General features: G+C 52.2%; 15 protein-coding genes and 1 pseudogene. 7 read left to right on the forward strand and 9 right to left on the reverse strand.

Annotation, left to right across the window (positions count from 1 at the left end; all coding sequences use genetic code 11):
* Positions 1-36: 36 nt before the first annotated feature.
* Positions 37-558 carry a superoxide dismutase [Cu-Zn] SodC gene (sodC, locus tag ACMYSL_RS13140; protein WP_181486005.1) on the forward strand — a complete coding sequence of 174 codons (522 nt, stop codon included), beginning with the start codon at positions 37-39 and terminating at the stop codon, positions 556-558.
* Here sodC and ACMYSL_RS13145 read toward each other — a convergent pair.
* The 3 genes from ACMYSL_RS13145 to ACMYSL_RS13155 are packed head-to-tail and all read right to left on the reverse strand — an operon-like array spanning position 551 to position 3,718.
* Positions 551-2,575: an FUSC family protein gene (locus ACMYSL_RS13145; protein WP_434663366.1), complete on the reverse strand. Its 2,025-nt coding sequence runs from the start codon at positions 2,573-2,575 to the stop codon at positions 551-553. The genes sodC and ACMYSL_RS13145 overlap by 8 nt on opposite strands.
* Positions 2,575-3,471 (reverse strand): efflux RND transporter periplasmic adaptor subunit, encoded by an 897-nt coding sequence (locus tag ACMYSL_RS13150; RefSeq protein ID WP_434663368.1) that lies wholly within the window; start codon positions 3,469-3,471, stop codon positions 2,575-2,577. Before ACMYSL_RS13150 ends, ACMYSL_RS13145 begins: the two co-directional genes overlap by 1 nt.
* A gap of 10 nt (positions 3,472-3,481) precedes the next feature.
* Positions 3,482-3,718 carry a DUF1656 domain-containing protein gene (locus tag ACMYSL_RS13155; RefSeq protein ID WP_110273981.1) on the reverse strand — a complete coding sequence of 79 codons (237 nt, stop codon included), beginning with the start codon at positions 3,716-3,718 and terminating at the stop codon, positions 3,482-3,484.
* Between the two features lie 170 nt (positions 3,719-3,888).
* Here ACMYSL_RS13155 and slyA point away from each other — a divergent pair, with 170 nt between their 5' ends.
* A complete protein-coding gene (gene slyA, locus ACMYSL_RS13160; RefSeq protein ID WP_110273982.1) occupies positions 3,889-4,329 on the forward strand; it encodes a transcriptional regulator SlyA in 441 nt (146 codons plus the stop codon).
* Positions 4,330-4,374: 45 nt separating this feature from the next.
* Here the strand turns inward: slyA and ACMYSL_RS13165 are convergent.
* Both ACMYSL_RS13165 and slyB read right to left on the reverse strand, forming a co-directional pair.
* A pseudogene (locus tag ACMYSL_RS13165) lies at positions 4,375-5,302 on the reverse strand (MASE4 domain-containing protein).
* A 213-nt stretch (positions 5,303-5,515) separates the two neighbouring features.
* Positions 5,516-5,983, reverse strand: coding sequence for an outer membrane lipoprotein SlyB (gene slyB / locus ACMYSL_RS13170; protein ID WP_434663373.1), 468 nt, complete (start codon positions 5,981-5,983; stop codon positions 5,516-5,518).
* 268 nt (positions 5,984-6,251) lie between these two features.
* Here slyB and anmK point away from each other — a divergent pair, with 268 nt between their 5' ends.
* The 5 genes from anmK (at position 6,252) to pdxY (ending at position 10,829) form a co-directional block, all read left to right on the forward strand.
* On the forward strand, positions 6,252-7,376 hold the full coding sequence (gene anmK / locus ACMYSL_RS13175) for an anhydro-N-acetylmuramic acid kinase (RefSeq protein WP_181486010.1): 1,125 nt from the start codon (positions 6,252-6,254) through the stop codon (positions 7,374-7,376).
* A gap of 92 nt (positions 7,377-7,468) precedes the next feature.
* Positions 7,469-7,792 carry a C-type lysozyme inhibitor gene (gene mliC / locus ACMYSL_RS13180; RefSeq protein ID WP_112214429.1) on the forward strand — a complete coding sequence of 108 codons (324 nt, stop codon included), beginning with the start codon at positions 7,469-7,471 and terminating at the stop codon, positions 7,790-7,792.
* A 57-nt stretch (positions 7,793-7,849) separates the two neighbouring features.
* Positions 7,850-8,506: a pyridoxamine 5'-phosphate oxidase gene (gene pdxH, locus ACMYSL_RS13185; protein ID WP_181486408.1), complete on the forward strand. Its 657-nt coding sequence runs from the start codon at positions 7,850-7,852 to the stop codon at positions 8,504-8,506.
* Positions 8,507-8,632: 126 nt separating this feature from the next.
* Positions 8,633-9,907 (forward strand): tyrosine--tRNA ligase, encoded by a 1,275-nt coding sequence (gene tyrS, locus ACMYSL_RS13190; RefSeq protein ID WP_112214397.1) that lies wholly within the window; start codon positions 8,633-8,635, stop codon positions 9,905-9,907.
* A gap of 61 nt (positions 9,908-9,968) precedes the next feature.
* Positions 9,969-10,829, forward strand: coding sequence for a pyridoxal kinase PdxY (pdxY, locus tag ACMYSL_RS13195; protein ID WP_434663376.1), 861 nt, complete (start codon positions 9,969-9,971; stop codon positions 10,827-10,829).
* A 42-nt stretch (positions 10,830-10,871) separates the two neighbouring features.
* Here pdxY and gstA read toward each other — a convergent pair whose 3' ends face one another.
* The 4 genes from gstA to ACMYSL_RS13215 form a co-directional block, all read right to left on the reverse strand.
* Complete coding sequence (gstA, locus tag ACMYSL_RS13200) at positions 10,872-11,477, reverse strand: glutathione transferase GstA (RefSeq protein WP_112214395.1); 606 nt, start codon at positions 11,475-11,477, stop codon at positions 10,872-10,874.
* A 108-nt stretch (positions 11,478-11,585) separates the two neighbouring features.
* The gene (dtpA, locus tag ACMYSL_RS13205; RefSeq protein WP_182239181.1) at positions 11,586-13,091 is read right to left on the reverse strand and encodes a dipeptide/tripeptide permease DtpA; all 1,506 of its coding nucleotides are present in this window, start codon (positions 13,089-13,091) and stop codon (positions 11,586-11,588) included.
* A 599-nt stretch (positions 13,092-13,690) separates the two neighbouring features.
* On the reverse strand, positions 13,691-14,326 hold the full coding sequence (gene nth, locus ACMYSL_RS13210) for an endonuclease III (protein ID WP_112214393.1): 636 nt from the start codon (positions 14,324-14,326) through the stop codon (positions 13,691-13,693).
* A 1-nt stretch (position 14,327) separates the two neighbouring features.
* On the reverse strand, positions 14,328-15,026 hold the full coding sequence (locus tag ACMYSL_RS13215; RefSeq protein ID WP_110273991.1) for an electron transport complex subunit E: 699 nt from the start codon (positions 15,024-15,026) through the stop codon (positions 14,328-14,330).

A 15,026-nucleotide genomic window follows, 5' to 3' on the forward strand; every position in this document is an offset into this window, starting at 1 on the left:
TACACTTGTCAGTGATACAGCCATTTCGGAGGTGTTATGCAACGATGTATTCTCGCACTCTTTACCCTTGCCGCCAGTATGGGCGTGCAGGCGGCAAGTGAAAATGTCGATATCAATCTTGTGACCAGCCAGAGCGTGGGACAGGCTATTGGCAACATCAAAATCAGCGAAACGGATAAAGGGCTGGAGTTTACGCCCGATCTTAAAGCGCTGCCTCCCGGTGAGCATGGCTTTCATCTTCATGCCAACGCCAGTTGTCAGCCCGCAATCAAAGATGGCAAAGCTGTCGCCGCCGGTGCTGCTGGGGGACATTTTGATCCACATAATACTGGGAAACATGAGGGCCCGGATGGCGCAGGTCATCTTGGCGACCTGCCTTTCCTGGTAGTCAATAGCGATGGCAAAGCAACACAATCCGTCGTGGCTCCGCGGTTAAAAACGCTTGATGAGGTGAAAGGAAAGGCGCTGATGATTCACGTGGGCGGCGATAACATGTCTGACAGCCCGCAGCCCCTCGGCGGAGGTGGCGAGCGTTTTGCCTGCGGCGTCATCAAGTAGCTCTTTCGGTAATCGTTCCGGCAATCGGCGCCTGCTCAAGCTGCGATAGCGCGCACCACAGTCGCCAGATAACCGCCGCCAGCTCTCTTGCCGCGGGCTGGTGGTGGTGATTGAGCGCGTCGCAAATTCGCTGCAATTCCTGAAGCGTTGAAGCGAGCGGTCGCTGCTGCACGCCGCGTTCGCTCATCACGTCGCGCAGCAGGCTAATACACAAATCGCGTACCTGCGAGAGCGGGTCGGAGCGTGTTTCCCATTCGCGAAGCTGCCAGACCACGTGGGAGCAGTTGAGCAACACTACGCCCCAACGCAGCAGCCAGCGGCGTGCCAGCGCATCCTGGCTGTTGCTGAGTTGGCTGATGTGATGATAAACCAGCGATTCAAATTCGTGTTCGCTATGCTGCGGGCGGCGGCTTAATTGGTCGACAAAGTGACGCCGTAACGCCCGAATGTGCCGGCGGCTTTTACGCGCGTCTGAACCCGGACTGATGATTGCGAAGGCCAGCCAGGCAAGACCTACTCCGATGATTTTGCCCAAATTATCGTTGAGAAATGAAGCGTAATCATAGACCGGTGGATTGGTCACCGCGATAAATGAACCCATAAAGACAATCAGTTGTCCCCAGAGTCCGGAGAATTTGGGCATCTGTAATTTAAGCAGTTGCATGGTCGTCAGGAGCGGGAACAGAAACAGCAGAAATTGCCATAAATCGGTTATCTGCACCATCAAACCGAATTTAACCACGAAGCTGAACAGCGAGAGCAGGACCAGCGTGCGCATTAAAAGCGTTAATGACTTAAACGGCGAAGGTGACACTGAGTAGAGCACGCAGCAGATGGCCGCCAGGGTCAGGGCGGCGGCACAGGCCTGCCATTGGGTGCTAATTCCCCAGGCTCCCACCATCACCAGCGCGAAAAACGTACGTACACCGTTCCACAGCGCTTCAGCTTGATCGGTATGGCGAGTCAACGCAGGTGCTGAGGGAACGTTAAATTCGGTCACCACGGTGGCGTTTTCGATGCGCTTAATCCATCGGCTACTCTCCAGATAGAGGCGGCAAAAATAGCGCAGACGCTTCCAGAAGGCGATATGACGATAGTCCGCATCGGCGGGGGGCGCCAGGGGGGCGATGAGCTTCGCGATGCTATAGCTGTCGGTCCCTGAATGGGTCAACTCGTTCAGCAACGCTTCCAGAACCTCCCGGGTGTTGGCGGGTGCCGCAGGCCAGTTGAGCAGCATTCGCCGCAGGCTTGAAATCACGCTGGTCATTCGCAATTGCTGATGCAGCAGGTAGTTGAGCAGTGGATTTTGCCGACGAAAGCGATAGTGGCTCCAGAACGCCTGAATACGCAGCAGATTCATGGTCAGAATTTGCCCAATCACACTTTCATGTGCGGTGCGGATCGCATCAGTGGTTTCCGGAACCCACAACATGCTGGCGTGCTCTAACAGCCGGGCATGCATGTTCTTCAGGGCGGTCAGTAGCGTCGTACCATCCGAGGTACTCGGTAAAATCATCATCATCAGACCGCCGCAAAGAATACCCACGATCACTTCACAGACCCGCGACTGGGCGATGGTCCACAGTTCGTTAGCATCAGTGATATTGATAACCGGAAAGGCGATGATGGCGCAGGTATAACCGGCGAGCTGGAAGGCGTAGGCAACGTTGTTGGTATACATTGCGCAGGCCCAGGTACAGAGCGCTATCCACGCCGAAATGCTAAACAGAAACAGCCAGGGATCGTTTAGGGTATGTCCGGCCAGCAGCAACGCCGCGCAGGCGCCGAGCAGGCTACCCGCAATGCGTCCGAAGCTTTTACTGATCACGCCGCCGACCGTTGGAAAGCTCACGACGGCGGCAGAAGTCATCGCCCAATAGGGCTCATCGAGATTCAGCCAATAGGCGATGCTGAGCGCCAGGCACATCGCGATCCCGTTACGCAGAGCATAGCGCCACTGCGGACGGCTGGCCTTAATCCACGGGAGCGAGCGCCACGTCAGGGCCTGCAGCTTCATTACTGTGGGCCAATGGCGACGGTACAGGTGGTACCGGAAACCAGCGTGGTATCCGATGGTAAGCTGTCAAACTCAATACGCACCGGGACGCGCTGGGCCAGGCGGACCCATGGAATATTTGGCTTAATGTCTGCAACCAGACCGCCTCCGCTTGCAACGCTTTGATCGACAATCGCACGACCGATACTACCTACGTGACCCTGTAACTTTTGTTTGCTGCTGTAGAGGATGATTTGTGCACTATCGCCCGGACGGATATTGCGCAGCTTGGTTTCTTCAAAATAGCCGACCACGTAAAAAGAGTGACTATCAACGAGAGCAAAAACCGGATGACCCACGGAGGCGTAGTCGCCAACGCGAGTTGACAGGTTGGTCACCCAGCCATCCACCGGGGCTTTAATTTCAGTTTGTGTGAGTTGCCACTGAGCGTGATTAAGGCTGGCCTGCGCGACGTCAACCACGGCTTTTATAGCCTCAAGATTGGTATTTGCGGTATTAAGGGCGGTATTGGCATTTTCCAGATCTTCCGCCGAGATAAAATTCTGCGACAAATTACGCCGACGGTTGGCATCGCTCGCCGCTTTCTTCTGTTCAGCTTTGGCTTTCGCCACTTCAGCTTTTGCTTTGGCTAACTGTGCCTGGGCGTTGAGAACGGCAATTTTATAGGGCGTATCGTCAATTCTGAACAGGACATCCCCGGCTTTAACCAACTGGTTGTCGCGAACGTTTAGCTGCAGGATGCTACCGGAAACCTGTGGGGTTACACCCACCTGTTCGGCGCGAACCTTTCCGTCGCGGGTCCAGGGGGATTGGGTGTAGTAATTCCAGACCAGCCAGGCGGCAATGATGGCCAGCGCGACGACCAATAAAGTGGATAGGTATTTTAGTTTCTTCATGGAATGAATGTTACCAGGCAGTCAGTAAAACCAGCGCCAGACAGACAGAGAGCGCAAACAGGGACAGGTCCATTAGCAGGGGATGCCAAATCTCACCTGCGTACATCCAGTCGCGAAGCTGACGGTGAATCATCAACCAGATAAAGAAGCCCAACAGGACAGCTTTAAAGATAGGGGGGAAGTAGACGGAAGCGCCAAATATCAGGTCCTGGAGCGACAATCCGGCAGTGTTGAGACTCAGTTTCACAAGCAAAAATCCTTGCCGTTGCAGGAGAAATGTTCAGGTTATGCGATTATTCACATTGTAAATCATTGTCTTGATTTTAGTGAATCAGGTAATTCATTTGTTTTGATAATTTAAATGCTGCACACTATTCTAAAATCAGTATAATAACTTAGCAAGCTAATTATAAGGAGATGAAATTGGAATCGCCACTTGGTTCTGATCTGGCACGTTTGGTACGCGTTTGGCGCGCGCTAATCGACCATCGCCTGAAACCTCTGGAGTTAACGCAGACACACTGGGTCACTCTGCATAACATTCATCAGCTGCCGCCTGAACAGTCGCAGATTCAGCTGGCGAAAGCCATTGGTATCGAACAGCCATCGCTGGTCCGCACGCTTGACCAACTGGAGGAGAAAGGTCTTATTTCTCGCCAGACTTGCGCAAACGATCGGCGGGCAAAACGTATCAAGCTTACGGAAAAAGCCGAGCCGCTGATCAACGAAATGGAAGAGGTGATCGGCAAAACGCGTGATGAAATTCTGGCAGGTGTTTCCGCACAAGAAGTGGAAACGTTGCTCAATTTGATTCGTAAACTTGAACACAATATCCTCGATCTCCAGGCAAAAGATTGACCTTGTGAGGCCTTGAGTAGTTTCAAGGCCTCCTTTTTATTCACATTATTCATGCCAAACGACAACGCGATTGCGGCCGTTATTTTTGGCTTCATACATCGCTTCATCTGCGCGTCGAACGCACCCTCTGCTGAAATGCCAGTGTTCTGCGTGGTGAAGACCCCCATACTGATGGTCATTCTTTCCGGTAGTTCCGCTCGTTCCAAAAAGGCGAGCTTGGCTCCAGGAGTGGTTACTACTGCTCGCTGAAGAAAGTAGCATCATTAACGTAAAGATATAGGCGCTACAGAAGAATGCACCGCTGTACCAGAATATATTACGCAGTTGCGTCACGTAAATAAGTAAGATCAGCGTTAATGACCAGATGATAATTAACACCAAACCAATTCGGCTATGCCACAGCGGTGTAAAGGTAAAGGTTAAATTATCAATAAAGTCTATATTCAGCCACGGCGAATGGCTGGAGTGAACCCAGGATAGCGTCAGTATTACGCTGATGAAAAAAATGCAACCGATGAGCACTATAACATGAGTTTTCCATGAGTTGATTGTTCTATGACGGAAACAATATAAGATAGTTGAGGTGGTGAATAATACTGCCATCATGACGTTGCGAAAAAAATAAAAAATCAGCGCATCGTTTTGATTAACGGCACGCCCCTGACCGCAAAGTAGCCAGTCTGGGTAGCTGCTCAGCGTTCCCAACATCAACAGGGCCGAGCAGCAGAAAGCGAAGGCGATGGGGGTCAGGTACAATTTTTTCATCGCAGAGATATTTCATTGCCATAAAACAGGCAATGGTAAGATGGAAACTCATCAATGAAATAGTCAGGACAGGAAACAGCGTTGGCGATGTTGTAGAGATACGATGAATTAATGAGCCAGCCTGAAAATTAATCGCAGTAATAGAAATAATGCAAGCAAGGACATAAAGAAATATACGATGAGATAAACGCTTCAGATGAAAAGGCATAGGCTGCATCCCTCAATAAAAGGCAATGTAAAACGACAGGTTGTCGCAAATGGTTAGGGAAAAATAACGGATTGGCGAGTTTGATTTATTGAGCAGGCGCAAACAGCAGAAGGAATATAAGAATAAAATCTAAATGTATTTTCTGGGTTTATATATTTTGGTAAGCAATGCTTTTTATATAAAATGCGGCCCGAGAGGACCGCATAAGCACTTTTAGCGCGGGGAAACAGTAACCTGGCTGCCGCTGCCGGCAATGGCTACGCGCTGACCGACTGAGAACGGGGTGCTGCCCTGTTTCTGTACCACCATGATGGTGTTGCCGTCATCTTTGCGAATTTCCAGCTCAACGCCCTGGGTTTTGTTCATCGCACCCTGCACACCCTGGCCTGCAACGCCACCTGCGACCGCGCCTGCCGCCGTTGCCAGCGAACGACCCGTACCGCCACCGATGGTGTTACCCAGGAAGCCACCCAATACCGCACCGCCGATTGCACCGATCGCATTGCTCTCATCACCGCCCTGAATCTGAACTGCGCGGGTGTGCACGATGGTGCCGTAGGTCACGCTTTGGACCTGTTTGGCTTCAGATGCGGAGTAAACGTCACCGGACAGGCCGCTGCTGCTGACACAGCCTGCAAGTGTAAAACCAATCATCGAGACAGCCAAAGCACGTAAAATCATTTATGAATCTCCTGTTCACCAAGAAGCGTTCTATTGAACTTCCTTGTAGCCAATTATATGGCATTTAAGCGTCTGCTGGCATAGCAGATGCGTGGACTATACAAAAAATAATAATCAGAGTCGTCTCAACCTAAACTAAACATAAGTTCTTTACGCTAAGGACAATCGCACTACTTGTATTGTTAAAAAATATTATAGCAGCATAGCATTGCCCCCCCGTTTATGGTGGAGTGTGGATATACGAGAGTCATGGAATGAAGGAAAGCGTATGAAATCAGGTCGCTTTATCGGCGTAATGTCCGGCACCAGTCTTGATGGTGTTGATGTTGTTCTCGCAGCAATTAATGAAAACCTGGTCGCTCAGCAGGCCAGCCTGACGTATCCCATCCCCATTGCTATTAAAGAAGAGATTCTGGCTATCTGTCAGGGACAGCAGTTGACGCTGTCGCAACTGGGTCGGCTTGATACGCGCCTCGGGCGGCTGTTTGCCGATGCGGTTCTGGCGCTGATGCGTCAGGAGAATTTGCAGGCATCGGAAATCATCGCCATTGGCTGTCACGGTCAGACGGTGTGGCATGAGCCTGGCGGTGATGCGCCGCATACTATGCAAATTGGTGATAATAACCAGATTGCCGCGCACACCGGGGTGACGGTGGTAGGGGATTTTCGCCGCCGCGATATGGCGCTTGGCGGGCAGGGGGCGCCGTTGGTTCCTGCATTCCACCATGCGTTGCTGGCGCACCCGGTTGAGCGACGCATGATTCTCAACATTGGCGGCATCGCCAACCTCTCTTTGCTGGTGCCGGGACAACCGGTACGCGGCTACGATACAGGCCCTGGCAATATGCTCATGGATGCCTGGATTTGGCGTCAGTGCGGCAAGCCCTATGACAAAGACGCGCAATGGGCCAGCGAGGGGAGAGTTTTGCTCCCGCTGCTGCAGGATATGTTAAGCGATCCGTGGTTTGCTTTGCCCGCACCGAAGAGTACCGGGCGTGAATACTTTAACTACGGCTGGCTGGCGCAGCATTTAGCGCGGTATCCGGGACTGCGTGCTCAGGATGTCCAGACTACGCTGACGGAACTGACCGCTGTGAGCATCAGTGAACAGGTGCTGCTCAGCGGCGGTTGTGAGCGCCTGTTGGTATGCGGTGGCGGAGCGCGTAACCCGCTGTTGATGGCGCGTCTGGCGGCGCTGCTGCCGGGAACCGAAGTGTCAACCACCGATGAGGCGGGGATCAGCGGCGATGATATGGAGGCATTAGCTTTCGCGTGGCTGGCATGGCGCACCCTCGCCGGATTACCGGGAAACCTGCCTTCCGTTACCGGTGCTTCGCAAGCCTCTGTGCTGGGCGCTATTTTTCCGGCAAATCCACCGCAGAATCGGAGTTAACTGAAATCACTCGCCGGTATTTATTTGTAAACTGGATATCGTTGAAGGAGGGCGTAATGCTCTCCTGGACCGGGAAAGTCGAAGGCAAACTGATGAAAAAAATTCTTATCCTTGCTGTACCTTTTATGCTCGCGGGCTGTAGCTACTACAACCAGTTTGTCGAGCGGATGAATACGGACACGCTGGAGTATCAATGTGACCAGAAGCCGTTGACCGTCCATCTGAATAATACCCGCCAGCAGGTCAGCTTTATTTACGATAACCAGCAGCTGAATTTGCCGCAGGGGTTATCAGCATCCGGCGCTCGCTATACCGATGGCGTTTACGTTTTCTGGTCTAAAGGCGATAGCGCAACCGTCTATAAACGCGACAGCGTTGTGCTGGAAAACTGCCAGCTACAGGCCGCCAAACGTTGAGATTTCAGTCCTGGGGGCGCACAATGACGCCACCCTTTGACTACTTTCTCGATTGCCATGTCTGATAACGACGAATTGCAGCAAATCGCGCATCTGCGCCGTGAGTATATCCGTGGTGGCCTGCGTCGCCACGACCTTCCCGCCGAACCTTTGGCGCTATTTGAACGTTGGTTGCGTCAGGCTTGTGACGCGAAACTTGCCGATCCTACGGCAATGGTTGTCGCGACCGTTGATGAAAACTTGCAGCCTTACCAGCGCATCGTTTTGCTGAAGCATTACGATGAACGAGGTCTGGTGTTCTACACCAACCTTGGCAGTCGCAAAGCGCACCAGATTGAAAAAAATCCCCGTATCAGCCTGCTTTTTCCATGGCACATGCTGGAGCGCCAGGTGATGGTTATTGGCAAAGCTGAGCGTCTCTCGACGCTGGAAGTGGTGAAGTATTTCCACAGCCGGCCACGCGATAGCCAGATTGGTGCCTGGGTGTCACAGCAATCTAGCCGCATTTCGGCTCGCGGTATCCTCGAGAGCAAATTCCTTGAACTGAAGCAAAAGTTCCAGCAGGGCGAAGTGCCGTTGCCGAGCTTCTGGGGTGGATTCCGCGTCAGCATTGAGCAGATGGAGTTCTGGCAGGGCGGAGAGCATCGCCTGCACGACCGTTTTCTCTACCAACGACAAAACAGCAGCTGGCAAATCGACCGCCTGGCGCCATAAAGGACGCAAAATGTTGTGTTAAGCGCTGGTGCTACGTGGCCCGGCGCTTTATTCTATGTACTTTTCGCGTCTGGCGAAAAGTCGTGTACCGGCAAAGGTGCAGTCGTTTTATACATGGAGAATTTGATGGCAAGCAGTAACTTGATTAAACAATTGCAAGAGCGGGGGCTGGTAGCCCAGGTGACGGACGAGGAAGCGTTAGCAGAGCGACTGGCGCAAGGCCCGATCGCGCTCTATTGCGGCTTCGACCCAACCGCCGACAGCTTGCACTTGGGGCATCTTGTTCCATTGTTATGCCTGAAACGCTTTCAGCAGGCAGGCCACAAGCCTGTTGCGCTGGTTGGTGGTGCAACGGGTCTGATTGGCGACCCGAGCTTCAAAGCCGCCGAGCGTAAACTGAACACCGCAGACACCGTGCAGGAGTGGGTCGATAAAATCCGCAAACAGGTCGCGCCTTTCCTCGATTTTGATTGTGGCGATAACTCCGCCATTGCCGCGAATAACTATGACTGGTTTGGCGGCATGAACGTGCTGACTTTCCTGCGTGATATCGGCAAGCACTTCTCTGTTAATCAGATGATCAACAAAGAAGCGGTCAAGCAGCGTTTGAACCGTGACGATCAGGGTATCTCTTTTACCGAGTTCTCCTACAACCTGCTGCAGGGTTATGATTTTGCCTGCCTGAACGAACTGCACGGCGTGGCGCTGCAGATCGGCGGTTCCGACCAGTGGGGTAACATTACCTCTGGTATCGACCTGACCCGCCGTCTGCACCAGAACCAGGTATTCGGTCTGACCGTTCCGCTGATCACCAAAGCTGACGGCACTAAATTCGGTAAAACCGAAGGCGGTGCAGTATGGCTGGATCCGAAGAAAACTAGCCCGTACAAGTTCTACCAGTTCTGGATCAACACTGCGGATGCAGACGTTTATCGCTTCCTGAAGTTCTTCACCTTTATGGACATTGCCGAGATCAATGCCCTTGAAGAAGAAGACAAAAATAGCGGTAAAGCGCCTCGTGCCCAGTATGTGCTGGCAGAGCTTGTCACGCGTTTGGTTCACGGTGAAGAAGGTCTGGTAGCGGCAAAACGCATCACTGAAAGCCTGTTTAATGGTAATTTGAGTGACCTGAGCGAAGCTGATTTCGAACAGCTGGCGCAGGATGGCGTGCCGATGATCGAAATGGAAAAAGGTGCTGACCTGATGCAGGCGCTGGTGGATTCTGACCTGCAGCCGTCTCGTGGTCAGGCGCGTAAAACCATCGCCTCAAATGCGGTAACTATCAACGGTGAAAAACAGTCTGACCCGGAATATTTCTTCCAGGACAGTGATATTTTGTTTGGTCGCTACACCTTGCTGCGCCGCGGTAAGAAAAATTACTGTCTGGTCTGCTGGAAGTAATTGCGTAAAGGCAGGGGCGTGGGAAACCACGCCCCTTATTTTTTGCTGTCAGGTAATCAAGATGAAGAATATCCTCGCCATCCAGTCTCACGTTGTGTTTGGCCATGCCGGCAATAGCGCCGCTGAATTTCCGATGCGTCGTCTTGGCGTTAACGTCTGGCCGCTTAATACCGTCCAATTCTCCAACCATACTCAGTACGGAAAATGGACCGGATGCGTGATGCCGCCAGCGCACCTAACGGAAATTGTTCAGGGTATCGCCGATATTAACCAACTGCAGCGCTGTGATGCTGTGCTAAGCGGTTATCTGGGGTCTGCCGAACAGGGCGAACACATTCTCGGTATTGTGCGCCAGGTCAAAGCTGCCAATCCGGCAGCAAAGTATTTTTGCGACCCGGTCATGGGACATCCTGAAAAGGGGTGTATCGTAGCACCTGGCGTAGCGGAGTTTCACGTGCGTTATGCGCTACCGGCGAGCGATATTATTGCGCCAAACCTGGTTGAACTGGAGATCCTTTGCGGGCATCCAGTGGCTAACGTCAGCGAAGCGGTTGTTGCCGCGCGCGAGCTGATTGTTCAGGGGCCGGAAGTGGTGCTGGTCAAGCACCTCTCGCGTGCTGGTTTGAGCATGGATCGTTTTGAAATGCTGCTGGTCACTGCAGATGAAGCATGGCACATCAGCCGTCCGTTGGTGGATTTTGGCATGCGTCAGCCGGTGGGCGTAGGCGATGTCACCAGCGGTTTGCTGCTGGTTAAACTGTTGCAAGGGGCTAATCTGCGCGATGCGCTGGAGCATGTTACCGCGGCAGTCTATGAAATCATGCTGGCGACAAAAAATATGCAGGAGTATGAGCTTCAGGTGGTGGCGGCGCAGGATCGTATCGCTCAGCCGGAGCATTACTTTAGCGCCACGCAGCTTTAAGCCTGAAGAGCTTGCCCGACGAGCGTCGGGCAAGTATTTGCCTTACTTCAGGCCTTCGGCTTCCAACGCCGCGGCGACGGCAGGGCGCGCGGCAACATGCTTCATCCAGGCCGAAATGTTGCTATAACCTTCCATATCCAGCTTCACGGCATACGCCCAGCGAAGCACGGTGAACAGATAGCCGTCGGCGATGCTGAAGCGGTGCCCGTTAAGCCACTCTTTATCCTGCAGGCACTCATCAACATACTGCATTTTTTTATCTAGCTGCGCGCGAGCGATGGGTTTGAAATCCTCCGGCGTATCCGGGCGGAATAGCGGGGTAAAGCCCTTATGCAGCTCTGTCGCCACATAGTTTAACCATTCCAGCGTCTGATAACGGGCAATGGAACCCACCGGGGCCAGTAGCTGGCGGTCAGGCACGCGATCCGCGATATATTGCATGATAGCCACGCCTTCAGTCAGCAGCACATCATCATCCAGCAGCAGCGCCGGAACCTGCCCCTTCGGGTTGATCTGCAGATAATCATCCCCGTTTTCGAGGCGTTTTTTCATGACGTCAACGCCCTGCAAGGTGAAATCCAGCCCGCTTTCGCGCAGCGCGATATGCGAAGCAAGAGAACAAGCGCCGGATTTGTAGAACAGTTTCATCGATAACTCCTCGTGGCTACGGTTTTCTGTATGTTAGTCCGCTCAGGGGTAAAAAAAAACCGCTAACAGAGCGTTAGCGGTTTAAATTTTTGGGTTTTCCCGGATAGCTTAAGCAGTAGCGGTATCGCTGGCTTTCGCTGTTTTGTCGTCATCCAGGGTCATGCGGTTCAGCTTCGGTGCCGTCAGCAGCATCAGGATAGCGATAACGCCGGTTGCTACACCAATATGCAGGAACACGCGACCGTACACTTCCAGAGACATCAGCGGGTCAGTCACGTTTTCTGGTACTGCCATCATATTCGCGACATAGCCGCCGATGAGGTTAGCGCCAGCGGTTGTCAGGAACCAACTACCCATGATGAAGCCCATCAGACGCTGTGGAACCAGCTGTGCAACCATGGCCAGGCCGAGACCGGAAATCATCAGTTCACCAATACTCTGCAGGCCGTAGCTGATAACCAGCCAGCTGACGTTAACGATACCAGCATCGCTGGCGAACTTAGCGCCCAGCGGCAGCACGAGGAACGCGCCAGAGCACAGAACCATACCAATAGCGAACTTCATCGGCATCGGTAAGGTATCGCCCATTTTGTTATAAATAGCGGCCAGAATCGGACTACCGATAATGATCCAGAATGGGTTCAGCGCCTGATACTGTTCAGGCTCGAACGCGATGCCCAGCAGCGAGTGTTCAACGTTACGAATCGCAAAGAAGTTCAGAGAAGTTGGCATCTGGCTATACAGGACGAAGAAGATAATTGCCTGCAGCATCAGAATGAATGCCACCACCATTTTACGCCGCGCGGCGCCCTGCATTGCAAAGGCTTCTTTAGCGAAGATAAAGATGATACCCAGAGCGACGACGCCCAGCGCCATACGTGCAATACCCTGGTTGTGCAGCAGCCAGGTGGCGATCGCTACCAGAACCACTACACCGACGATAGTCGCCAGCAGTTTGCCGACATTTACCGGTTCGAAGTCAGGTTTAGAGCCGTACTGTTTCACCCAACGCTGGCAGAAAGCAAAGTTGATGATGGTGATCACCAGGCCTACGAAGCTCAGCGCAAACGCCACGCTCCAGCCAAATTTTGCCGCCAGCCATGGCGTGGCCAGCATAGAGAAGAAGGAGCCGATATTGACGGACATATAGTACATGGTAAATGCACCGTCCAGACGCGGGTCGTTCTTGTCATAGCAGGTAGAGAGCAGGGAGGACGGGTTGGCTTTAAACAGGCCGTTACCGACGGCGATAGTCGCCATACCCATATAAACGATAGAAGCATCGTGCCCGGACCAGGCGACAAGAGCGTAACCGATAGCCAGAACGATGGCACCGAGCATAATGACGCGTTTAGTGCCCAGTACTTTGTCGCCCAACCAGCCGCCGATAGCCACCAGACCGTATACCAGGGCACTAAAGGAGGAGAACAGAGTGATAGAGTCCGCTTCTGACATACCCAGCTGTTTTACCAGGTAAACGGCCATGATCCCTTGCAGGCCGTAGAAACCAAAACGCTCCCATAACTCAATGGAGAAGATGAGATAGAACGCGCGTGGTTGTTTGAAAGCGTTCAAACTGACGCTTTCTGTTGGTTTATTGTTTGCAGTAGACACAAATACCTCTTTTTTTACATCCCATATTAACGGGGGGTGTTCGGGGCGCAATCTTAGAAGACCGCCGCCTTTATAGTTATTCTGGAGGGAAAACGGCAAGTAATGTTCACTATCCTGTCTCATCAGGCAATAGCTTTGCAATAATCTGTTACACATATCCCGTGCGTTATAATACACCGCCTATTCAAATGTTATGCAGAGTTAAATTTCATCGTTTGACCAATGAAAGCGTTTTTATCTGCTGGGATCCGAAATTTATCGCATAATGGCAATATGTTCTGCTGTTAACGCTTGCATCCAGTCATATAGCCCATAATCCTAAAAATTGATGGGGTATTGTGTTGGCATTTAAGGTAAGGGTATTTGAATAAGCAGATTTACGCATTAATACATTAACAGTAAATTAACAAAAGCATTGATAAGTGACCTGGATCACAAATGTATAGAAATTTTGACTCTGAAAAAAATGAATAACCTGGCTAGTAGTTATATCGCCGAATAATCAGCCAGTACATAGGCGAAACTATGGCGTTAATGACGGGGAAATGAGTGATTAAACAGGGTCATAACCACAGGTTGGGTTATGGCCCTGAATTTCGTTAAGGATAAACCTTCTCTTTAAACTCGCAAAGGTCCTCGATCAGGCAAGAACCGCAGCGCGGTTTGCGAGCGATGCAGGTGTAGCGACCGTGCAGAATAAACCAGTGGTGACAGTCTACTTTGAATTCGGCAGGAACTACCTTCAACAACTTTTCTTCGACTTGTTCAACGTTTTTACCGGGAGCAAATTGTGTCCGATTGCAAACGCGGAAGATATGCGTATCAACGGCGATTGTCGGCCAGCCGAAGGCGGTATTAAGCACGACGTTGGCGGTTTTACGCCCAACGCCGGGCAGGGCTTCCAGCGCGGCTCGGTCTTCCGGTACTTCGCCGTTATGCAGTTCAAGCAGTAGCCGACAGGTTTTAATGACGTTTTCCGCTTTGCTGTTAAACAAACCGATTGTTTTGATATACGACTTAACGCCGTCAACGCCCAGCTCCAGCATCGCGGCTGGCGTGTTGGCTACTGGATAAAGCTTTGCCGTCGCTTTGTTGACGCTGACGTCGGTAGCCTGTGCTGAGAGCAACACGGCGATTAATAATTCGAACGGAGAATTGAAGTTCAGCTCCGTGGTAGGGTGCGGGTCGTTATCCCTGAGCCTGGTGAGGATCTCCAGGCGTTTACTTTTATTCATCCTAAGCTTTTCCCGTCACATCAGACGGCGCAATAATTTCGGCTTCTGCCGCTTTTGCTTTGCGCTGTTTGCTACGTTCATCGATGAGGTATTTTAGCGCCAGCATCATCCCAAGGCCAATAAATGCGCCCGGCGGCAGCATCGCCAGCAGAAACGGTGTATCAGTATGAAATACTTCAATGCGCAGCACTTTAGCCCAGCTACCCAGCAGGCTATCTGCACCGTCAAATAAGGTACCGTTACCGATAATTTCGCGCATCGAGCCAAGGACAAACATGGCACATGTTGCCCCCATGCCGATGGAAAACCCATCCAACGCCGACAGCGCCGGGCCTTTTCGGGCGGCAAAGGCTTCCGCACGTCCAACGACGATACAGTTGGTCACGATAAGCGGGATAAAGATCCCCAGCGACTGATACAGCCCAAAGGCGTAGGCGTTGATCAGCATCTGCACGACGCTCACTACCGAGGCAATGATCATCACGTAAATCGGAATACGGATCTCCGCAGGCGTCCAGCGGCGCAGGCTGGAAATCGTCAGGTTGGTCAGCGTGAGCACCAGGGTCGTCGCCAGCCCAAGCCCCAGGGCGTTGGTAGCGGTAGAGGTCACGGCCAGCAGGGGACACATCCCCAGCAGTTGAACCAGCGCGGAGTTGTTTTTCCACAACCCCTGAACAATAACGTCTTTTACTTCGCTCAT

The organism is Klebsiella sp. MISC125 (assembly GCF_051131775.1).
In the GTDB taxonomy this organism is placed as follows: domain Bacteria; phylum Pseudomonadota; class Gammaproteobacteria; order Enterobacterales; family Enterobacteriaceae; genus Klebsiella.